Consider the following 22,491-nt stretch of genomic DNA (forward strand, 5'->3'; position numbering starts at 1 on the left):
ATGGCAACAGATTTAAGTAAGCAAATTGGTTCTGAAAACGCACTGGCTGCACACGATGATGTGGCTTCAGTTAATCCTGATCTGTATTCAGGACGACCAGCAAAACAAGGTTTATACAGACCTTCTAACGAGCGCGACGCTTGTGGTGTTGGTTTTGTCGCACACATTAAAGGCAAAAAAAGTCACGAGATCGTGCAAAAAGGCTTGGAGCTATTAACCAACCTAACGCACCGTGGCGCGACTGGCTATGACCCTAAATTGGGTGATGGTGCGGGTTTGCTCATGCAAATGCCGGATGCCTTTATGCGCAAAGAGGCTGCGAAGCTCGGTATTGAGTTGCCTGCGGCTGGCCAATATGCGGTAGGTAATGTGTTTTTACCGCAAACTGCAAAAAATCGCGAAGCCTGTGAAGCGTTGTTTACAACAATCGTTGCTGAAGAAAATCAAACGTTGCTAGGCTGGCGTGATGTGCCAGTAGATAACAGCAATATTGCCCAAGCCGCACGTGATGTAGAACCAACCATGCGTCAAGTGTTTATCTCAAGCACAGTTGCAGACCAAAACGTATTTGAGCGTAAATTATTTGTGATTCGTAAACGCATTGAACATGCGGTGCGTGCACTTGAGTTGCAAGATAATGCAGCGTTCTACATGCCTTCATTGTCATCACGCACTATCGTTTACAAAGGCATGTTGCTAGCTAACGAAGTGGGTATTTACTATACAGACCTTAACGATGAAAGCATCGTTTCCGCACTGGCTTTAGTGCATCAACGTTTCTCGACCAATACTTTCCCTGCTTGGGATCTAGCGCACCCATTCCGCATGATTGCGCACAACGGTGAAATCAATACCGTACAAGGTAACGTGAACTGGATGGCAGCACGTCATGAGGCGATGCGCTCAACCGTGATTGGTGAAGATTTAGAAAAATTATGGCCATTAATCGCTGAAGGTCAATCAGACTCCGCTTGTTTTGATAACTGTCTAGAATTGTTGGTGGCGGGCGGCTATAGTTTGCCGCATGCCATGATGATGCTGATTCCAGAAGCTTGGTCTGGCAATCCGTTAATGGATGAAGAGCGCCGTGCATTCTACGAATATCATGCAGCGTTGATGGAGCCATGGGATGGCCCAGCCGCCGTTGCCTTTACGGATGGCCGTATGGTGGGTGCAACATTAGACCGTAATGGTTTACGCCCAGCCCGTTACTTAGTGACTGATGATGACATCGTGATGATGGCATCTGAAATGGGTGTGTTGACATTCCCGCAAGAGAAAATCGTTAAGAAATGGCGCTTACAACCAGGCAAAATGTTGTTAATCGACATGGAGCAAGGCCGCATCATTGATGATGCTGAGGTGAAGAACCAGCTTGCCACAGCAAAACCATATAAACAGTGGATTGAAAAATCACGTTACTTCTTGAGCGACATGCCAAAAGTGGATGGCCATCTAGAGTTAGCTGCTGATCTGCTGGATACGCAGCAAGCATTTGGTTACACGCAAGAAGATATCAAATTTATCTTGCAGCCAATGATACAAAATGGTGAAGAAGGTTCAGGCTCTATGGGTAACGACGCTGCATTGCCAGTGTTGTCAGCAAAACCTAAAGTTTTATACAACTACTTCAAACAGTTGTTTGCACAAGTGACTAACCCGCCAATCGACCCAATTCGCGAAGAGTTAGTGATGTCGCTAATTACATTTATCGGCCCTAAACCTAACTTGTTAGGTGTGGATGAAACAACTCCTCCAATGCGTTTAGAGGCGAGCCAACCTGTATTGATGTTGGACGAACTGGAGCAATTGAAGGCGATTGCTACATTGACGCAGAACCAATATAAATCATTGGTGCTAGATATTACTTATCCTGCTGTGCAGGGTAAGGATGGTATGGCAGCAGCAGTCGCTAGCATTACCAAAGCGGCATCAGATGCCGTTCAAAATGGTTTCAACATTCTGATTTTGTCTGATCGCAATGTAAGCGCAGATCGCGTAGCAATTCCCGCCCTATTAGCTTGTTCTGCAACGCACGAGCACTTGGTAAAAGCCGGCTTGAGAACCAGCACTGGTTTGGTGGTTGATACTGGTTCTGCACGTGAAGTACATCACTTTGCGTTATTAGCAGGTTACGGTGCAGAGGCTGTTTGTCCATGGCTTACCTTTGAGACCATTAAAGACATGGCGTTAGATAGCTACACTGCCAATAAGAACTTTGTAAAAGCAATCAGTAAAGGTTTGTATAAAGTCATGTCTAAAATGGGCATCTCTACTTACCAATCTTACTGTGGCGCACAGATCTTTGAAGCGATTGGTTTAAATACTGCGTTTGTTGAGCAGTACTTTACTGGCACAGTGACCAATATTGAAGGTATTGGTTTAGATCAAGTGTCTGAAGAAGCGGTGCGTTTGCATACAGCAGCTTTTGGTACAGATCCAGTGCTAGCAAACAACCTAGACGCTGGTGGTGAGTACGCTTTCCGTGTGCGTGGTGAAGAGCATACTTGGACGCCTGAATCAGTGTCTAAACTGCAAAATGCAACACGTACTGGCAAATATGATACATACAAAGAGTACGCTAAGTTAATTAATGACCAGTCACGTCGTCATATGACGTTGCGCGGTTTGTTTGAGATTAAACCAGCAGGTGCTGCGATTCCTTTAGACACAGTAGAATCTGCTAAAGAAATCGTTAAACGGTTTGCTACTGGTGCGATGTCATTGGGTTCTATCTCAACTGAAGCGCATGCAACCTTGGCAATTGCGATGAACCGTATTGGCGGTAAATCGAATACTGGTGAAGGTGGTGAAGACGCAAAACGCTTTATTCCTGTGGCCAATGCTTCAACAATGGCAGACGTACTTGGTAGCAAGTTGATTGAGAGTAACATCAATCTAAAAGCGGGCGATTCAATGCGCTCTAGCATTAAACAAGTGGCATCTGGCCGCTTTGGTGTGACGGCTGAATACTTGGCGAATGCTGACCAAATCCAAATTAAAATGGCGCAAGGTGCAAAACCTGGTGAAGGCGGTCAGTTACCTGGTCATAAAGTGTCAGAGTACATTGCTAAGTTGCGTTTTTCAGTACCAGGCGTGGGCTTAATTTCACCTCCTCCGCACCATGACATTTATTCAATTGAAGACTTGGCGCAGCTGATTCATGATTTGAAAAATGCCAACCCTAAAGCTTCAATTTCAGTGAAATTGGTTTCTGAAACTGGTGTAGGTACGGTGGCAGCAGGCGTGGCAAAAGCTAAGTCAGACCATATAGTGATTGCTGGTCATGATGGTGGTACTGGTGCATCGCCAATTTCATCCATTAAACATGCGGGCGCGCCTTGGGAGCTAGGTCTATCTGAGACACAACAAACCTTGGTATTGAACCAATTGCGTGGCCGTGTGGTGGTGCAAGTTGACGGCCAAATGAAGACTGGTCGTGACGTAGTGATTGGTGCCTTATTAGGTGCAGATGAGTTTGGTTTCGCGACAGCGCCACTCGTGGTTGAGGGCTGTATCATGATGCGTAAGTGTCATTTGAACACTTGCCCAGTAGGAGTTGCAACGCAAGATCCAGAATTGCGCAAACGCTTCACAGGTCAGCCAGAGCATGTGGTGAACTACTTCTTCTTTGTGGCTGAAGAAGTGCGTGAATTAATGGCTTCTATGGGTATTGCTAAGTTTGATGACTTGATCGGCCGCCCAGATTTATTAGACATGCAAGCTGGTATTGATCACTGGAAAATTAGTGGCCTAGATTTCAGCAAAGTATTCCATCAGCCAGATATGCCAGCTAGCGTTTCACGTAAAAACAATGACGTGCAAGACCACGGCTTGATTAATGCCTTGGATAATCAACTGGTCGCACTTGCAAAACCGGCGCTAGAAAACGGTGAAAAAGTAGTGTTGGATATTCCGATCACGAATACTAACCGTACGGTAGGTACTATGCTGTCAAATCAGGTAGCTACGCGTTATGGTAATGCTGGTTTGCCGCACGACACGATTCGCGTGAACTTCACTGGAACCTCTGGTCAAAGCTTTGCGGCATTCCTTGCCAAAGGGATTACCTTTGACCTGACAGGTGAAGGTAATGACTATGTAGGTAAAGGTCTGTGCGGCGGTCGAATCGTGATTAAGCCACCTAAAGCATTCCGTGGTATTTCACACGAGAACATTATTGTGGGTAACACGGTGATGTTCGGTGCAACAACGGGTGAAAGTTATTTCAGCGGCGTGGCAGGTGAGCGTTTCTGTGTGCGTAACTCAGGCGCCACTGCAGTGGTTGAAGGCGTTGGTAACCACGGTTGTGAATACATGACAGGCGGTACCGTAGTGGTGTTAGGTGTGACTGGTCAAAACTTTGCGGCTGGTATGAGTGGCGGCGTAGCTTATGTGTACGATGAAGATGGCTTATTTGCAAAACGTTGCAACATGGGCATGGTGTCTTTAGAGAAAGTTGAACATGTCGACAACGTAGCAGCCGATGCTGTGCACCATTTGAATCAGCCTGATGAAGTGACATTGCTTGCTTTAATCAACAAGCACGTTGAATACACTGACAGTGAGCGCGCTAAAGCGCTACTTGCTGATTGGGATAATGCGCGCGCCAAGTTTGTTAAAGTAATGCCAAATGAATATAAACGCGCCTTAATCGAGCTTGCTGAAGATAAAGCGTTGGTAGCGGCTTAGAGTCGCTTTTAATATGAAACAAGTAAAGAGACTCTTTTGGGAAAAGGCTTTATAGTATGGGTAAAGTAACGGGATTTATGGAATTTGAACGTCTGTCCGAGGCAAATTTGCCAGTTCAGGATCGCGTTAAGAATTACAAAGAGTTTGTGCTGCATTTAACAGATGACCAAGCCAAGCAGCAAGGTGCTCGTTGTATGGATTGTGGTATTCCGTTTTGTACAACGGGCTGTCCAATCAACAACATCATTCCAGATTGGAATGATTTGGTCTATCACCAAGACTGGCGCAGTGCGATTGATGTATTGCATTCAACCAATAACTTTCCAGAATTCACTGGTCGTATCTGCCCTGCTCCATGTGAGGCAGCCTGTACGCTTAATATCAATGCGGATGCAGTTGGTATTAAATCAATCGAGCACGCAATCATTGATAAAGCTTGGGAAAACGACTGGGTTCAACCGCAAGTAAATCCAAATAAAACAGGCAAAAAAGTGGCTGTAGTTGGTTCTGGCCCTGCTGGTTTAGCCGCTGCACAACAATTGGCGCGTGCTGGTCACAGTGTTGTCGTATTGGAAAAAAACAGCCGTATCGGTGGTTTGTTACGTTACGGTATTCCTGACTTCAAAATGGAAAAATCGCACATTGACCGTCGTATGGCGCAAATGGAAGTGGAAGGCGTTGAGTTCCGCGTTAATCAGCACGTTGGTGAGAACGTAAATGCTGACGATTTGGTGGCTGAGTTTGATGCTGTGGTGTTAGCAGCAGGTGCAGAGCAACCTCGTGATTTACCAGTGACTGGCCGTGAGTTGGATGGCGTACATTTTGCGATGGACTTTTTGACACCGCAAAACAAAGTAGTGGCTGGTGATAGCGTTCCTGACCAAATTAAAGCTACAGGCAAGCACGTGATTGTGATTGGTGGTGGTGATACAGGTTCTGACTGTGTGGGTACATCAAACCGTCATGGCGCATTAAGTATTACACAGTTTGAGTTGATGCCACAACCACCTGAAAAAGAGAATAAAGAACTAGTTTGGCCTAACTGGCCACTAAAACTTCGTACTTCAAGCTCACATGAAGAAGGCGCAAACCGTGATTGGTCAATTACGACTAAAGAATTGATTGGCGAAAACGGTAAAGTGGTGGCACTGAAAGGTGCACGTGTTGAGTGGGTTGACGGAAAGATGTCTGAAATCGCTGGTTCTGAATTTACGATTCCAGCTGACTTAGTGTTCTTGGCGATGGGCTTTGTGTCACCAATTCAGAAGTTGCTTGAAGCGTTTGGTGTAGAAAAAGACAATCGTGGTAATGCCAAAGCTGCGACTGAAGGCGACGCAAGCTACAAAACTAACAAAGATAAAGTGTTTGCTGCTGGTGATGTGCGTCGCGGTCAGTCTTTAGTGGTTTGGGCAATTCGTGAAGGTCGTCAGGCTGCACGTGCAGTAGATGAATTTTTAATGGGCTCATCAGTATTGCCACGTTAAGTTAAATTTAAAGTATGACAATGTAAAAATAAAGGATGCAAAGTAAAACAACTTTGTGTCCTTTTTTATTTAGGTAATCAAATGAATCAATTAAAAAACGACACATTCTTAAAAGCGCTGATGCGCCAACCAACGGACTACACCCCAGTGTGGATGATGCGCCAGGCTGGCCGCTATTTACCTGAATATCGTGAGAGCCGTAAGACTGCTGGGAGTTTTTTGCAGCTTTGTAAAAATGCACAATTTGCGACAGATGTGACGCTACAACCTTTGGATCGCTATCCACTGTTAGATGCCGCGATTCTGTTCTCAGACATTCTCACGGTGCCAGATGCCATGGGCTTAGGTTTGTACTTTGAAGAAGGCGAAGGCCCAAAGTTTGAGCGTACCTTACAGCAAGAAGCCGATATTCAGAAACTAGTCGTGCCAGATATGGCGAAGCTGCAATATGTGTTTGATGCAGTGAGTAGCATCCGCAAAGCATTGGATGGCCGTGTACCTTTGATTGGCTTCTCAGGCAGCCCTTGGACGCTCGCTACTTATATGGTGGAAGGCAAAGGCGGTACAGACTTTTTAACCACTAAGAAAATGGCGTATGCACGCCCTGATTTATTGCATCATATTTTAGAGACAACCGCGCAGACTGTGATTCAATATCTGAATGCACAGATTATGGCAGGTGCGCAGGCTGTAATGATATTTGACTCATGGGGCGGCGCACTTTCGCACAATGCCTATACTGAGTTTTCACTCAATTACATGCAAAAAATTGTGAATGGCTTAATTAAAACCAATGATGGTCGTAAAGTGCCAAGTATTGTATTCACTAAAGGCGGCGGTTTATGGTTAGAAGCACAGGCTGAGATCGGCGCAGATGCATTAGGCTTGGATTGGACAGTGGATATTGGTAGTGCACGTCAACGTGTGGGTGATAAAGTGGCGCTGCAAGGCAATTTAGATCCGGCTATTTTACTATCAACACCAGAAGCGATTGAGAAAGAAGTGATTAGCGTACTTGCAAGCTACGGCAAAGGCCATGGCCACGTCTTTAATTTGGGTCATGGCATCACACAATGGACGCCACCAGAAAATGCGGCAGCAATGCTCGCTGCTATTAGAGCGCATAGCCAGCAATACCATGTGTAATTTGCTATTTTATCCACAATTAGCTGGATAACGACATTAAAAAAGCCTGATCACATTGATCAGGCTTTTTTGTACGTATACGCTAATGAATAGCGAATAGGTATGGATTATTGATGTAACGTACGGCTAAACAAATTCAATGCCAGTTGGTAACCAATCATTGCAGTTTGCGCGTCATAACGTTCACCTTCATCACGCATAAATGCATGCTGGGCATTAAACTCGTGCCATGTGAATGTGATATTGGTATCACCTAGCTTTTTATACACATCAGCACGTCCAGCTGCAGGAATGTGCGGATCTTGCTTGCCCCAGATCATCAATAGCTCGCCTGTAATGTCGCTAAGGCGCTCCATGCTGTGTTGTCCTGGTTTGTTAGGAATCACTTGTGTGTGCAAGTCTGTTGCGTAGAAGCATGCTGTACCTTTGATTTCAGGTTGTAATGCTGCGCGGAAAGCTAAATGTCCACCAATGCAGAAGCCCATTGCACCGATGTTGCCGTTATACCACGCTTGTTGTTTCACAAAAGCGATCATGGCGGCGTTGTCAGTGTCATAGCCTTCAACATCTTTTGCTGATTTATCGGCATTACCTTTATCGCGGCCGGCATCGTCATAACCTAATACAGTACCAATTGGGTTTAACTCATGGAACACTTCAGGCACGAGTACAGCATAGCCGTGGCTGGCAATAATTTTAGCAGCACGTTCAATAGGGCCGGTTTGCTGAAAAATCTCTGAGTAGAATAAAACAGTAGGATATTTTCCATCGCCTGTTGGGCGGTGAATATATGTGCGCATAACACCAGTAGGTGTGTTAATGTCAGCAATGTGGCTTTGAATGTTCATGATAGCTCTCTGAATAGACTTCCAAATAAAAAACTCGAGATATTGTACAACGACACACATGTTTTTTGTGGGATATGTGTGCTTTCTAAGCATGTAAATCAAGCATTTGGCACTATAAATCTTATTAGTTAAATATTAGAGATAACTAAATTAAGGTTTGCTAAGAGTAGTACAATTTTCGTAAAATATTGTTTTGAATCTATTTGTGTAAACAATCACATATTGTTTATCCAATATCAGGTGAATTGGTATCTGCTGAGTTAGTCAGATGGTCATGATTTCCTGATCTAATCACATGGTATTTAGTCATATGGTGCAATTTCTATGCAACTTATAATAAATGGTAAATCGCGCAGTTTTGAGCTTGCGCAGATGAGTGCTGCGCAGTTAGTCGAGCAGTTAGAACTAGTCGGAAAACGCTTGGCGATAGAACTTAATGGCGAAATCGTACCGCGTAGCCAATTCGCAGACACTCCATTGTCAAATGGTGACAAATTAGAGATCGTTGGCGCAGTCGGCGGCGGTTAGCCCGCACATCGAATATATTCACGATTAATGAATGATGAAGGATAAAAAAGTTGTCAGATTTATTGAAAATAGCAAATAAGACCTATCAATCACGCTTGTTGGTGGGTACTGGTAAATATAAAGACTTTGCTGAGACACGCGCGGCGATTGATGCCAGTGGTGCAGAAATTATCACCGTGGCAATTCGCAGAACTAATATTGGCCAAACCGCAGGCGAACCTTCACTGCTCGACTTTTTACCGCCAGAAGAGTTTACTTATTTGCCAAATACCGCCGGCTGTTATTCTGCGGATGAGGCTGTGCGCACATTACGCTTAGCACGCGAATTATTAGATGGTCATCAATTAGTGAAGTTAGAGGTGTTAGGTGACCCTAATACTTTATACCCTAATATGACTGAAACACTTGCCGCCGCTAAAACCTTGGTCAAAGATGGTTTTGACGTGATGGTGTATTGCTCTGATGATCCGATTATCGCAAAACAGTTAGAAGAAATTGGCTGTTGCGCAGTGATGCCACTAGCCTCATTAATTGGTTCTGGGATGGGCATATTAAATCCGTGGAATCTTCAAATCATCATAGAAAATGCAAAAATCCCAGTATTGGTAGACGCAGGCGTCGGCACTGCTTCTGATGCTGCGATTGCGATGGAACTTGGGTGCCAAGGCGTATTGATGAACACGGCGATTGCTGCTGCAAAAAACCCTGTATTAATGGCAGGTGCAATGAAGAAAGCAGTAGAGGCAGGTCGTGAAGCCTATCTGGCTGGACGTATGCCTAAAAAGCTATATTCTGCGAGCCCTAGCTCACCAACAACGGGCTTGATTTCGAAGTAAGCGTTGAAGTAAAACGAAGATTCATCATTCGCCATATTTTGCACGTTGGTGTTATTGCATGTCATTTAATGCATTTAAAAGCTGATTTGTACCATATGAAGCTACTCAGTCATGTGTTCTGATTTCAACATATACGATAGATGATAAGTCTTAAATTTTTGAACTTACACTTAAGCATAGAAGCAGTTAGGCATAGAACACGATCATGAGTAGCGTCAAACATTATGAATGTACCGTAAAAGTTGAGGTCACTTTTATCGCGGAGCAGTCCGATATCGAGCATAATCAATATGCTTTTGCTTATCATGTGACAATCACTAATACAGGAAATGTGTCGGCCCAATTGATTAGCCGTCATTGGGTAGTGACTGAAGCTAACGGCGAGACAAAAGAGATTAGAGGGTTGGGTGTGGTTGGTGCACAACCTTTGCTTAAGCCCACTGAGCGTTATGAGTATACGAGCGGCACATTGATTAATACGCCTATGGGTGAGATGCATGGCACGTATCAAATGGTGGCAGAAGACGGCACACAGTTTGATGCGGTGATTGCTCCTTTTTCACTCGCAATGCCCAGAATATTGCATTAAGTTAAGCGTTTTATCCCTTTATCAACCTGTATTCAAGACCCCATACACAAGACTAGTTGTCACAATGAGAAAAATTGCACATCATACTTTGCTCGTATTGCTCACACTGTTGATGATGGCATGCGCAAATAAGAGTATTAAGCCGGTAGCCGTTCCTGCGCCACCGCAGGCAAAATGCGACTGTCCAGCTGTAGGGGCACCAGTGCAAGTGCCAGCCAGTAGCAAGCCAGTTGAGGTAACGGCTGATCAACAAAAGCAGCTGGCCAAATTGCCTGATTACGGCTTATTGCAAATGGTAGACTGGAACGACATTGATGGACTGCAAGTTGATAATTTGAGCTTGGCTTGGCCAGCATGGATGCAAAGTTGTTCGACATTGATTAATAAGCCAGTGTGGAAAAGTGCTTGCACTGCCGCACAAAAATTAAATAATGAGACTGCAAGCAAGCCGCAAACACAGGCGGTACTTAATTACTTTCAAGAGTACTTCTCAGTGTATAAAACGAGTAATGTTGATGGTTCTGAACAAGGGCTGATTACAGGTTACTACCAACCTTTACTAAAAGGCAGCCGCACCAAGTCAGCTAAGTATCCTAATCCACTTTATGCTACACCTGATGACTTAATTACCGTGGAGTTGGACAGTTTATTCCCAGAGCTGAAATATAAGCGTGTGCGTGGTCGCTTAGTGGGTAATAAATTGGTGCCCTATTACAACCGAGCAGAAATTGAAACTGAAGCTTCGCCAGTGAAAGGTCGTGAGTTTGTATATATTGATGACATTATTGACGTCTTTTTCTTACAGATTCAAGGCTCAGGCTTGGTGCAGTTAGATACTGGTGAGCAAATGCACGTAGGTTATGCTGATCAGAATGGACATACCTATAATTCAATCGGCCGTTTGCTGATAGAGCGTGGCGAATTGACACTGGCACAAGCCTCCATGCAAGGGATTAAGAACTGGGCACGTAATAACTTAGATAAGCTACGCGAGTTGCTTAACCAAAATCCAAGCTATGTGTTCTTTAGGGAGCTTCCTGCTGGCTTACCTGGGCCATTAGGCGCATTAGGCGTGCCAATTTTGGCCGAGCGCAGTGTCGCGGTTGATCCTAAGTTTGTGCCATTAGGCGCCCCTGTGTTTTTATCAACGACAGAGCCAAATACAAGTAAACCTTTAAAACGTTTAATGATGGCTCAGGATACAGGCGGTGCAATTAAGGGTGGTGTTCGTGCAGACTTCTTTTGGGGGGCTGGCGCCAGTGCAGGAGCAAAAGCTGGTGCGATGAAGCAAACTGGCAAGATTTGGGTGTTTTTACCAAAAGAGTTTGTGATTAAGCCTTAAAAATAAATACTTAATCTAGGATCATCGCCATTGTTTGATGGCAAATAAAAAGGGTGCCTATAGCACCCTTTTTATTTATACGTAAGATATTACTTGTTCATTACGTACATTGTAACTTCAAAACCGAAACGCATTTCAGTAGCAGCTGGTGTTGTCCACATAGTAATTCTCCTTTTATATAAATTCGTACCGCATTTGCTCAATTACATTTGCATTACGTGGATAGGATATTACGGCGCCTTAGGTTTTGTAGCATGACTTAGTTCATGAATGCAGGCTAATGAAAATCATTAGAACTGTACTTGTTTGATGCCCGCGGTTTACTTTTTAAATTTCTGTATTAACTTTTTAATGCCTTTACGACCAAACTTTCTTTTAAATGCCACTTTAAAGTCATATAAGTAAAATGAAAATTTAATACCTGGACTTAGCTTTCTGCCAATGTTGGCTAAGTATAGGCCCATGAAGCGTTCGCGGCCTGCCCAGTGAAGTTTATTACACATTCTAGCTAAGTCTGACACACGTTGATTCATCGGTGTTGGATGCGTATAAAAACGTGCCCGAGCCGTATCAATCAGAGAGAATGATAATTGATTGTTATCTTGTAATTGCACTAAGACATTGCCGCCTGATAGGTCTCTGAAAAAAGCGCCAGTCTGATGCATGCGATGTAAGTATTGCGCAAGCTGTTGGTATACGTCAGCGGCGCGGATGGTGCTGTTTTTTCCAGAAAAATGAAACTCTTTATTCCCTTTTGCAAAGTGCACAAACATTTCGCCTACGGAGCAGTCTGCTTTGACGTAGTCGCAAATATAGAAATTCTGTTTAAGTGTCTTATCACCTTGTTGCTCGAAAAAAGCAACGGGATGCGCGGTGTTAATACCGCGTCTTAACAGCTCAACTGCTCCATTCCAGCTGCGTTTGGCTTTGCTAGGCTTGAATCTATCTAACAGTGCCTTATGCGGATACATTTTAACTGGTTGCTTGACGGTGACTTGCGTTTGCACGTTGCGTGGGTCTGGTAGCGCCCATATTGCATTACGAGCATGGCGCAAGGCGCTGGCTTTTTGTGGGCTAATCAGTTTGCTGGGGTGTAACTGCTCACCAATCAGCAAAGCCTCTTCGGCATTATGTGCCAATATCATGCCAAACCAATTATCTTGGCAGAATGGGTAATATTGCAGTGCTTGAATATGCGCGTGTATGGCTAAGTCTTTAGCCAGTGTGGCGGTGTCTTTAATAATCACTGTCTGATTTTTTGGCCAGCGGATATAAATGGGTGACTCGCATACGATATGAATTTTAGCGTTCAATAAATGACCGTCACGGTGGATTATTTCGGCGGTATTGATATCTGAGGTGTCGTAAATGTCGTGCAGTAAGGCTACTTTTCCGTTAATCGTCCATAGTGCATGGATGTCATATGTATTAGTCTGAAAGTGATGAATTTCTAGCCCATTTGCACTTGATATTGCCTTGATATATTCAGCGCCTTGAATCATTGTTGCTACGGTTTTGATGGCATTAAAGCTGGCATGACGCCAGAAGTTGCTCTGCTTGCCATCTACGCTGGCATAGTGCGTAACACGCTCTAATGCCGGGTATTCTGCATCTGTTAGCCCGTCATCGATTAAGCCTTCACGCTGACAGATAAATGCACCCCAAAAGGCTTGATCTAAGGCACCAGAAGCTGCGTTGAGCAGCATGTAGCGCGCCGCATAGTCGGCTTGTTTTTGTTCGCCATCAGGCAGTAAGCGTTGAATACGATAGATTGCCCAAAATGCCACTGGAGAAATAAAACGTTGGATGCCAAAGTCCTGACCAACTTTTCTCAGTAAGCGTGCTTTTTTAATCAGATTAAACTTTAACGCGGTTGCCCAACGGTATTTCAATATGCGGTGATCGAAGCGCTCTGGTTCTGACACGCGCTCAGAAAATAGATTGTTGCTATGGGTATCTGGTAACTGTTGCTTGGCTTTAAGCAGGCTTAAGATGCCGATGTTATATATCGGCTCAAAGTCCGTTACATTCGGGCCAGCCAGTTCGATACCATGTTGTTTGATGGTGGTGTAAGCAATATTCCAAGCGGCGAGAAAGCCATCAACGGTGTAACCTGCCCAACGTTTTCTATTGATGGTATTACCAATTTCCACACGTGCGACATGGCGTCCAAAACGATTGAGCACGTTATTTAAGAAGCTTTGCCAAGCTTCCTGTTCTGTCTTACTTTCCATATTTCTTGCACGGCTAAATGGCTGTATCAGGTGCAAAGTGACATGAAACCCATCATTAATTAAGCGTTGCAGGAAACGTGCGTTAAAGCTTTCTAAATCGCCGTAGGTAAAGTCCAAGCGTACTTGGTTAATCCCTAACGCGTGTAACTCTGCAATGACATAATCATCCATCACTGGGTCAGCTGCAGATGCAACACAAACACCGATAAAGTTAGCTGGAACCGTATGACGCTCTGCTGGTAGGTGAGCATTTTTTAGTCTAAATTTACCACTTAGGATGTAGGCAAGCCCTTTTCTAATGATAGGCCATGTGAGCATGCTACGTTGTTTAATTGGGTTGTTCATTCAGGTTTACGGTAAATGGAAACGCTGTTCGTTGTATAAAAGATCAGGCAGCAATACGTTTGCTAAGGCGCGCTCTTCAAGCAGTTTTGCATTGGCTGGCGGTGGCACTTCGGCTAGTTTTTTGGTTTTAGCGTCATATAAGCCGTGTGCTGGCGATTTACCAGAGCGTAATACCACCACTTGCTTGCCTAGTTCACTCTCTTCCATCCAGCCATAATTCTCATTGTATTGCATCATGGCACGGCCTGGGCTATCAGGGGCAATACTGGATAAATCGCGCCCCGTCATGGGGTGCTGGCCGTGAATGCCCATCAATGAAAGCATTGTTACTGGTAAATCTAGTTGGCTGGCAAGCCCAGTATAGCGCTGTGGTTTGATATCTGCGCCTAGAATCAGAGCGGGAATATGAAAGCGTTCTATCGGCACTAAATCAGCACCACGTACGCGAATATCATGGTCGGCAACGATTAGGAAAACAGTATCTTGCCAATAGGCACTTTTTTGTGCTTTTTTGAAAAACTCGCCGATGGCGTAGTCTGCATATTTCACTGCATTATTATCCGTGCTTTTGGGTTGCTCGTACAACTCAATGCGGCCATCAGGAAACTCGAACGGTGAATGGTTCGATGACGAGAATGCTAGCGTGAAAAATGGTTTACCCGCTTGGTGGTGTGCTAATAGTTGCTCATGGGTCTTGTTGAGTAAGTCCTCATCTGACACGCCCCAGCTACTTGTAAATACAGGATTTTTATAATCTTTTTGGTCAACAATATAATTAAACCCGTTACCCATGAAAAAGCTACGCATATTGTCAAAATGAGACTCTCCGCCATAGATAAACTCAGTGTGATAGCCTTGTTTTTCTAATAATGCAGCGATGCTGAAAAAGTTCTTTTGTGATTTTGATAGCTTAACCGTACTGTCGGCAGGTGTTGGCTGGAAGCCAGTGACCACAGCCTCAATACCACGCACAGAACGAGTGCCAGTTGCGTATAACTGCTCAAACCAGATGCCTTGTTCTTTTAGTTTCTCTAAGTTGGGTGTGACAGGAACACCGCCTAAAGACTCTACAAAGGTAGCGCCTAAACTTTCTTGCAAAATAATCACCAGATTGAGCGGCTTTTTACCTTGATTGCTTGGATTAAGCGTGGTGAGTGTGGGAAGGTCTGTTTCTTTGGCACCAGTGATTTTAAAAATGTCTTCACGTGGCATTTTGCCGTAAATGTCGCTAGACTTGGTTTCTTTGATAAGATTGTAAGTGGCATATACCACCGAGTAGCCAGAATTGAGCACTAGACTATTCACCATGCTGTCAGCCGTAATGGCAAACAGTGCAGGATTGGCAGGGCGATGGCCTAAGGTGGATCGGATACCAAACGCAGTTAATATAAAGATGAGTGGCCATACTAACCATAACTTTTTGTTAGACCAGTTGGGTTGCATGCCTAACCAAGGGCGCATAAACCCATGAACCAGCCAGCCAGCCAATGCCACCGCTGCTAATGCGGAGAAGATTTCAACCTTGAAGCCGCGCCATAACATACTGAATACTTCGTTTGGGTATTTGAGGTATTCGACAAAGATTCGATTAGGGCGTACGTCATATTCTCCAATAAAACCTGGTGTTGCTGCTTCTAGAAATACTAAAAGTATGAGTGCAACAAACACCCAAACATAAGTCAATTTCTGCCAAAACTTAAATAGGCGCTGCGTAGCTAGAATGGGTGCGAGTAACAATGGCACCAATGCAATCAGACATAGTTGAATGACGTCTACACGTACGCCTTGCAGCAAAATCTCAGTAAGTTTACCTGTACTAGCAACACGCTCGAATTTCCATAGCACTAAGCCTAAACGTGTGGCAGAAAGTATGACCAAGCCAAGTATTAACATCGCGATGAAAGGCGCAAACGGACCTAGTTTGGAGGAAAGCTTCCAGATAGAGAGATGCAGTTTTCTGATTAAAGACATGTACGTGTTAGTGATGAAAAATAGTTTTGCTATTATAAGGTTAAAGATATTTTTATGCCTGTTGTTTAGGTGTGTTTATGGCTTAGGTTTTAACCAAGCAATAAAGGACCGCAAATAAATAGGCTGCCGAATACATAAATAAATCATGATGATGACATTAAGCAGAGCTGTGACTAAAAATAGCTGCGGAATGTTCAATCCCATATTGAAAACTTGCACGGAAAATAGTGCTGAAATGACCATAAACAATGCGTTGAGAATATTATTGGCGGCAATCACGCGAGATTGATGACTTTTTTCAGAGCGTGTTTGGATAAATGCATACAATGGCACGATATATAAACCGCCAAACACACCAATCAAGGCAATATCGGCAAGCAAGCGCCAGTAAGTGAAAATTAAATGTCCTTCAGCATCGTAGTGCATACCGATGAATGTAGCGTAATCGAGCAAAGCTTTATTGTTTAAGCTTTCATAGATGCTGGTACTAGCAAAATATAAGTCGGCACCGAACAGTGTTAAGCCAGTAGCACCGAAAAGCACTAAGCCAAGCTCTACTTTTCCTTTGGATAGTTTCTCGCACATGAGCGAGCCGATGCCTATGCCCAATGAGAAAATAGAGAGTAATAAAATGAATAGGCTTTCATCACCATGTAATATGTTTTTTGCAAAGCTAGGGAATTGTGCGAGCAGTGTGGCGCCATAAAACCAAAACCAGGAGATGGCAATGATCGTTAGCCAAATAGCCTGATGTTGCCAGATAAACTTGATATTTCTGTAGGTTTCGGTGATTGGGTTCCAGTTAATCTTGAGTTTAGGTGCAACTGCAGGGGAGTTTGGTACGCCACAACTAGTCCAGTAGCCTAGCACTGCAATCACTAGCACTGTGCTGCTAGTGAGTAGTGCGTGCTCACTTTGCATCGCAAGCCACGCACCAAGCACTTGTCCGAGTAAAATCGCAACAAAACTTCCCATTTCCACCATGCCATTGCCGCCGACGATTTCACTCTCTTTCAGGTGTTGTGGCAAATAAGCATATTTAACAGGCCCAAACAGTGTGGAGTGCATGCCCATCATGAATAGCGCTGCTGCTAACAGCCAGATGTTGTGTAGAAAAAAACCAGCACTGGCAAACAGCATAATGCCAATTTCAAACACTTTTACTAAGCGGATGATTTGGGATTTCTCGTATTTATCTGCCAGCTGCCCTGCAGTGGCCGAGAACAAGAAAAATGGCAGAATAAATAGACCCGGTAGTAGGGTGGCAAGCGTACTGCCGTCTATTGATGTTAGCCTCGCGGTGTGAAATGCCACCAAGGTGATGAGTGCGGTTTTAAAGACATTATCATTAAATGCGCCTAGGAACTGAGTAAAGAAAAATGGACGAAAACGCTTTTCTTGCATTAATTGAAACTGGTTGCTCATGGGCTTGGCCTTTTGTTATTGGATTTATTTTGAATCTTTATTGGTTATAGAGAATATGTTGCCTAGCTATGCATTTGTCGTGGCATTATCAAAAAATGCTCTGGTTTCAAAAACTTTGCGACCAAAACTAGCGCCATTAAATTGGATGAGTCGCTTTACTGAAAAATCAAACATCAATGGGTTGTAATCGCGTAAGGTTTGTAAGAATAATAAGTATGACTCTTCCAATAACCCTGAGCGAAATAATTGTTTGGTGGAAACTAATGGCAGTATGCCTGGTAATGGATAGTCTGAGCCGTTGATTAAGCGGGCATGCCAATCTTGGCGTTGCAGTAGCGGTCTAATCACCCAAGCATGGTTAATTAAAGTAATGGCTGATATCTCACCGAATGCTAGCTTTGTATAGGCAGGCGTATCCATGATTCTTGTAAACAGCTCAAAACTTTTGATAGTTTTCCCGTGGTTATCCAAGTCCTCGTCATGGCCATCACTGGCGCAGTGTGCAAGGACCACACGCACCCCAGCATCCAGTGCGCGACGCATGTGCAGTGGGTTGCCAAAAGATTGGTTACCGCCCTGTACTGCACTTTCACGACCAGTATGGCTGATAATCGGCATGTTAAGTTCTGCTAGCTTTTGGTAAAACTTGTCACACTTAGGTGAGCTTGGATCTATACCCATACCAGAAGGCAACCATTTAATTGCACGCGCGCCGTTAGCTTTTGCGCTTTCTAATGCATCAATCGCATCTGGCCGATAAGGATGGATGGATCCCACCCATTCAAAGTGTTGCGGATATTGTTTGGCAATGCTCGCAGCATAGCTGTCAGGAATGTGAAAGATAGAATGTGTTTTTTCTGGCTGGCCTTGTGCGTTATGCGTCCAGTCAAATGCAAATAACATGGTTTTGTAGCCAACAGGCATGTCAGCGGACAAATCTACCATGCGGGCGATGAAGGTTTCATCTTCGCGGCCGCTAGTAATGCAGCCGCCATTCATGTAGAAATCTTTTTGAATTTTCAAGATGGGGTGTGACCAGTTATCCATATCCGGGTTGTACCACACACCGCCGCCGTTATCTCCTGCGCCGATAATATGGGCATGGGTATCCCATACCTGCGCGGCATCTATATCCCCCCATATTGTCTGCATAAGTGGATGCTGCTTTAATTCATCCGGTAAATGGCTGAAACATGGGTTGGTAAAGCCTGACTCCGGCCAATATCTCGCCCCACCAATCGTAAGGCCGCTGGCACCAATGGCTGATAGCCCAAGTAAAAATAGACGGCGGTCCATGGTTAATTCTTATGAAATTTTCGGGAAATTTTTCGCACGCCTAGTAGCGTTAATATCAACATGACTAACCATGCCATTAAGCCATAGTAGGCGGGGCGAACTGGCTCAGCGGGTGTGTTTTTGTCTTTTAAAGTGTCCGGAAAATGACGTGCGCCTACCGGGATAATTTTCCATTGCGACATATCCGCTGGGGTACGTGCAATATACTCATCCAAAGATGCAACGGGCGCTTGCCCCATTGCTCTAGAAGAAGGAAATTGCGGAATATGCACATAAATAATCGCTTCCAGGTCTTCTGCCAGCTGTTTCTCAAATGCAGTATTCGCCTGATTCTTAGCAATTCGACTCAATAGATCATTACCTATCGTTTCAAAGGCTACAAAAGGATATAAGTTGGTTTGCTCTGCGCTCAGGTAATCGTATGCTTTGAGGCCACTTTCCAGGCTCATATCGCTCAACGATTTATAGGGAAGTGCTACAAAGGCTTTTGGTAAATTGGTTGCACCAAGCTTGGGTATACTCCAATCGAGTGATCGAAGCGTTTCTAAATTGATGCCTGCACAATTAACCCCAGCGTGACGGTATAAGAAATCTTGCCTGTAAAAATGCTGCATCACGCGATTGATTGCACTTTGGTAGGTGGCTGCACTGCGGTCATTTTTCAGTACCGCCACTAGCATATAGGATGGACGGTACCAAGACTGACCGCTGTTTAAGTCACCCTGATAGCTATCCATCGGTAAACTAGCGGCAATAATGCCTTTTTCGCTCACGGAGCCTAGGTTGTAGAAGTTATTGACCAGCCAATCATGCCACTCACCCTGTGCACCGAAACGGCCGGTTGCCACTGCGAAGTGACCACCATGGGCTTCATCATCGTCACCCTGGGCCCCATTAAGTACAAAGCTCAATACAGGCTTATTTTGCAAGCTTGTTAGATTAGGATTTTTATACAAAATACGCGCAGAAAAAGGTGCTGATGCGCCACCATTTTGGTCACGTATTAAACTGGCAATCGTTTCCTGATCAGCAAGTGGTTTGTAGGGGATTTGATTTAAATCTAGGTTGTAATCTAATGGCCAAATACTGCGTGCAGTAAAATGCGTTTTATCTGCCGTGCCTCGCATGACTAGATTGCGACCAGCGAAATTCTGTTCACTAGCTTCGTTATAGTAAGACTGATTACTTTCGATTTTTGGTGTAATTGCTAGCTGGGTTTTGCTATTGTCACTTTCTAGCCGTTTTCCATCTTGACTGAGTTTTCCCACTGCAACATGTGGTGAGCCTAACCATACCAATGGTGGCATTGCGTTAGTTGCCGATGGTTGGCTTGTAACCCATTGTTTGACGTCCTCTTGAGCGCTTAAGCTGGGATCAAAACTATGGGCATTGCTAAGTGGTATGGCAATGGTTTCCTGTTCGAAATACCACGATGCTTGCGGCGTGATAGCGCAATTCTTACAAGCACCTTGGTTAAGTCGGAATTGATCGGCACGATAGAGACCTAGCAAATTATTTTCGTTTAATGCATGAACAAACTGAGGATCTGCCACACTTGTTAAACTATAAATAGACGTGATAATCGATACGCCAATAGCGAATATTTTAGTTCTTGAATTATTATTTTTCATTTTCTGCCATCTGTTTCAAAGTCACATAGTCAGTTTTACCAGTGCCTAATAATGGCAGTGCATTCACACATATGATTTTGCGCGCAATCGCAAGCTCAGGGCTACCTAGGGTTTTGGCGCTAGCGCTGAGTTGCTCACGGTTAAGTGTGCTGTCAGTGGTGTAGAGGATGATATTCTCCCCGCGCTGTGCGTCTGGGCTAGTTGTGGCTGCATGTTGATGTTGCGGTGAGGCGTTGTTGGCGATGGACTCTACTGTTTCCAAAGAAACCATTTCGCCCGCGACTTTGGCAAAACGTTTGACGCGGCCTTTGATAAACACAAAGCCGTCTTCATCAATTTCAACAATGTCGCCAGTGTTATACCACTGGTCTTGTGGTGCTTGTATCACGCCTGGGTTGTCAAACAGGTAATAGCCACGCATGACGTTGGGCCCACGCACTGAAAGCAAGTCACCGTGCTCAATGCCGGGGATGCTTTCTAGTTTAGATTCGAGGCTAGGCATCAGTGCGCCTACTGAGCCCAGTTTATTGGCCATCGGCGTATTAACGGCAAGCACAGGGGCGCACTCGGTGGCACCATAGCCTTCTAGGATACGGATGCCAAATTTATCTACCCAAGTTTTACGAACTTCTTCGTTAAGCTTTTCTGCGCCGGCCACGACATAACGTAGTTTGTAAAAGTCATAAGGGTTGGCGAATTTTGCATAGTTGGCTAAGAAGGTACTGGTGCCAAATAGCACTGTGCAACCGCGGTCGTATATGACTTCAGGAATCACACGGTAATGTAAAGGTGATGGGTACACAAATAATTTACTCCCAGCGACTAAAGGCATGATGGCACCACAAGTAAAGCCGAAGGCGTGAAATAGCGGCAGCACCATCATGAATTTGTCCTGCATGGAAAAATCAATCACGGATTTAATCTGTGCGATATTCGCCAAGATGCTGGTGTGCGTATGCACCACGCCTTTGGGCTTGCCTTCAGAGCCTGAGGTAAACAGCACCACGGCAGGGTCATTCGATTTGCATTTGTCTACAGCTAACTTTGGTAGCCATAGTGCAAACCCCATCAGCCATAACTTATCCAGCCAGTTAAATTGTTTGGAGAGGTCTTCTAGATAAATGATTTTAATGTTTTTTAAACCAGCGATGACTTCTTCCAACTTGGCGGTTTTAATAAACTCACGAGAGCTGATAATGGTTTTCACGGCTGCTGCGGTGCAGGCATTCTGTATGCCAGCACTACCTGCGGTGTAATTTAGCATGGCGGGCACTCTGGTAAAGGCGCTCAGACCGAATATCAGGCAAATGGTATTGGTGACATTTGGCATGAGCACGCCGATGTTTTCATGCTTGCTGCTGACTTTGCTGGCAAGTCGGCCTAATGCCAAACTCTTTTTCAATAAGTCGCCATAACTTTCTTCTACCTGACGCATGTCTTCCACCAGCATAGTGCCTCGCCCATGGGTGGCAACGGCATCTAACAATGCACTAAACAAGGTGCTGATAGGTGCGGAGCTAAACAGCATATTCTGCATTTCACGGCGCATGGCATCACCTGCTAGGCGGCGGCGTGCTTAGGCAGTAGGTGCTTGTGGCATGCCAATGTGGCGTATAGGCAAGATACTGATGGTGACCTTGGGAAATAGTCTTCTTGGGTGGCTGCCGCGCAGGCGGCTAAAGTAAGAGCGGGCGGCACCGTCTATGCGTACCGGTAAAATCATGGCATCTGTTTTAGCTGCAACAAAACCCGGGCCGTCATATACCTTCATCAGTGAGCCAGTGAGCGTAATGCGCCCTTCGGGGAAAATCACCACAGGTTTGCCAGCCTCTAGCAGCTTGATCACCTTTTTCATGGCAAGTGGTGAGGTAGGGTCTACCGCCAGATATGGAGTCAGGCGTAATATTTGTCTAAAAAACCAATGGTTCAGTACGGTGGTATGCACAACAAATGTGGCGCGAATCGGCAAAAATAGGCCTAGCAGCAAACCATCTAAAAAGGATTCGTGGTTAGCAATAATTAACAACTTACCTTGCTTGGGTAGGTTGGCTATCCCCATGACATCCACCCTGAAAATTACCCGGCAAATCAATTGTAATAGTGTTCCGATCATTTTTTCTCCAG

At 44.7% G+C, this 22,491-nt stretch carries 14 protein-coding genes and 1 pseudogene; 7 read left to right on the forward strand and 8 right to left on the reverse strand.

Translation table 11 applies throughout. The features are described 5' to 3' along the window. From A391_RS0101300 to hemE, 3 genes are all read left to right on the forward strand, one after another. Entirely contained in the window at nt 1–4,692 is a 4,692-nt protein-coding gene (locus A391_RS0101300) for a glutamate synthase-related protein (RefSeq protein ID WP_019896815.1), read from the forward strand. A 56-nt stretch (nt 4,693–4,748) separates the two neighbouring features. Further along, entirely contained in the window at nt 4,749–6,176 is a 1,428-nt protein-coding gene (locus A391_RS0101305; protein WP_019896816.1) for a glutamate synthase subunit beta, read from the forward strand. Nucleotides 6,177–6,257: 81 nt separating this feature from the next. Next, complete coding sequence (gene hemE / locus A391_RS0101310; protein WP_019896817.1) at nt 6,258–7,322, forward strand: uroporphyrinogen decarboxylase; 1,065 nt, start codon at nt 6,258–6,260, stop codon at nt 7,320–7,322. Nucleotides 7,323–7,429: 107 nt separating this feature from the next. On the opposite strand, the gene A391_RS0101315 is transcribed toward hemE, so the two are convergent. Continuing rightward, nucleotides 7,430–8,170, reverse strand: a complete 741-nt coding sequence (locus tag A391_RS0101315) for a dienelactone hydrolase family protein (RefSeq protein ID WP_019896818.1) — start codon at nt 8,168–8,170, stop codon at nt 7,430–7,432. Between the two features lie 324 nt (nt 8,171–8,494). Between A391_RS0101315 and thiS the strand changes: the two genes are divergently transcribed. The 4 genes from thiS to A391_RS0101335 all read left to right on the forward strand — a co-directional run bounded on the left by thiS (nt 8,495) and on the right by A391_RS0101335 (nt 11,465). Beyond that, on the forward strand, nt 8,495–8,698 hold the full coding sequence (gene thiS / locus A391_RS0101320) for a sulfur carrier protein ThiS (RefSeq protein WP_019896821.1): 204 nt from the start codon (nt 8,495–8,497) through the stop codon (nt 8,696–8,698). 50 nt (nt 8,699–8,748) lie between these two features. Continuing rightward, the gene (locus tag A391_RS0101325; RefSeq protein WP_019896822.1) at nt 8,749–9,534 is read left to right on the forward strand and encodes a thiazole synthase; all 786 of its coding nucleotides are present in this window, start codon (nt 8,749–8,751) and stop codon (nt 9,532–9,534) included. Between the two features lie 205 nt (nt 9,535–9,739). Beyond that, nucleotides 9,740–10,123 (forward strand): Co2+/Mg2+ efflux protein ApaG, encoded by a 384-nt coding sequence (gene apaG, locus A391_RS0101330; RefSeq protein ID WP_019896823.1) that lies wholly within the window; start codon nt 9,740–9,742, stop codon nt 10,121–10,123. A 64-nt stretch (nt 10,124–10,187) separates the two neighbouring features. Next, the gene (locus tag A391_RS0101335; protein ID WP_019896824.1) at nt 10,188–11,465 is read left to right on the forward strand and encodes a murein transglycosylase A; all 1,278 of its coding nucleotides are present in this window, start codon (nt 10,188–10,190) and stop codon (nt 11,463–11,465) included. A gap of 89 nt (nt 11,466–11,554) precedes the next feature. On the opposite strand, the gene pqqA is transcribed toward A391_RS0101335, so the two are convergent. The 7 genes and pseudogenes from pqqA to aas form a co-directional block, all read right to left on the reverse strand. Next, nucleotides 11,555–11,626: a pyrroloquinoline quinone precursor peptide PqqA gene (gene pqqA / locus A391_RS14660; protein ID WP_012777389.1), complete on the reverse strand. Its 72-nt coding sequence runs from the start codon at nt 11,624–11,626 to the stop codon at nt 11,555–11,557. Between the two features lie 159 nt (nt 11,627–11,785). Continuing rightward, nucleotides 11,786–14,044 (reverse strand): lipopolysaccharide kinase InaA family protein, encoded by a 2,259-nt coding sequence (locus A391_RS0101340; protein ID WP_019896826.1) that lies wholly within the window; start codon nt 14,042–14,044, stop codon nt 11,786–11,788. A gap of 6 nt (nt 14,045–14,050) precedes the next feature. Continuing rightward, entirely contained in the window at nt 14,051–16,015 is a 1,965-nt protein-coding gene (locus A391_RS0101345; protein ID WP_019896827.1) for an LTA synthase family protein, read from the reverse strand. Nucleotides 16,016–16,090: 75 nt separating this feature from the next. Further along, nucleotides 16,091–17,440, reverse strand: coding sequence for an MFS transporter (locus A391_RS0101350; protein ID WP_019896828.1), 1,350 nt, complete (start codon nt 17,438–17,440; stop codon nt 16,091–16,093). Nucleotides 17,441–17,506: 66 nt separating this feature from the next. Next, nucleotides 17,507–18,736, reverse strand: a complete 1,230-nt coding sequence (locus A391_RS0101355) for an amidohydrolase family protein (protein ID WP_019896829.1) — start codon at nt 18,734–18,736, stop codon at nt 17,507–17,509. Nucleotides 18,737–18,738: 2 nt separating this feature from the next. Then, nucleotides 18,739–20,367: a hypothetical protein gene (locus A391_RS0101360; RefSeq protein ID WP_019896831.1), complete on the reverse strand. Its 1,629-nt coding sequence runs from the start codon at nt 20,365–20,367 to the stop codon at nt 18,739–18,741. Beyond that, a pseudogene (gene aas, locus A391_RS13580) lies at nt 20,357–22,480 on the reverse strand (bifunctional acyl-ACP--phospholipid O-acyltransferase/long-chain-fatty-acid--ACP ligase). The gene A391_RS0101360 and the pseudogene aas overlap by 11 nt, the downstream one beginning before the upstream one ends. Nucleotides 22,481–22,491 lie beyond the last annotated feature (11 nt).

Origin of the sequence: Methylotenera mobilis 13 (assembly GCF_000384255.1) — a bacterium.
Classification (GTDB): domain Bacteria; phylum Pseudomonadota; class Gammaproteobacteria; order Burkholderiales; family Methylophilaceae; genus Methylotenera; species Methylotenera mobilis_B.

Bases quoted from the DNA above. Each gene is read 5' to 3' on its own strand.
- A391_RS0101350 (WP_019896828.1), bottom strand. From the start codon at position 17,440: ATGAGCAACCAGTTTCAATTAATGCAAGAAAAGCGTTTTCGTCCATTT.
- A391_RS0101340 (WP_019896826.1), bottom strand. From the start codon at position 14,044: ATGAACAACCCAATTAAACAACGTAGCATGCTCACATGGCCTATCATT.
- thiS (WP_019896821.1), top strand. From the start codon at position 8,495: ATGCAACTTATAATAAATGGTAAATCGCGCAGTTTTGAGCTTGCGCAG.
- hemE (WP_019896817.1), top strand. From the start codon at position 6,258: ATGAATCAATTAAAAAACGACACATTCTTAAAAGCGCTGATGCGCCAA.
- A391_RS0101335 (WP_019896824.1), top strand. From the start codon at position 10,188: ATGAGAAAAATTGCACATCATACTTTGCTCGTATTGCTCACACTGTTG.
- apaG (WP_019896823.1), top strand. From the start codon at position 9,740: ATGAGTAGCGTCAAACATTATGAATGTACCGTAAAAGTTGAGGTCACT.
- A391_RS0101300 (WP_019896815.1), top strand. From the start codon at position 1: ATGGCAACAGATTTAAGTAAGCAAATTGGTTCTGAAAACGCACTGGCT.
- A391_RS0101360 (WP_019896831.1), bottom strand. From the start codon at position 20,367: ATGAAAAATAATAATTCAAGAACTAAAATATTCGCTATTGGCGTATCG.
- A391_RS0101355 (WP_019896829.1), bottom strand. From the start codon at position 18,736: ATGGACCGCCGTCTATTTTTACTTGGGCTATCAGCCATTGGTGCCAGC.
- A391_RS0101345 (WP_019896827.1), bottom strand. From the start codon at position 16,015: ATGTCTTTAATCAGAAAACTGCATCTCTCTATCTGGAAGCTTTCCTCC.
- A391_RS0101315 (WP_019896818.1), bottom strand. From the start codon at position 8,170: ATGAACATTCAAAGCCACATTGCTGACATTAACACACCTACTGGTGTT.
- A391_RS0101305 (WP_019896816.1), top strand. From the start codon at position 4,749: ATGGGTAAAGTAACGGGATTTATGGAATTTGAACGTCTGTCCGAGGCA.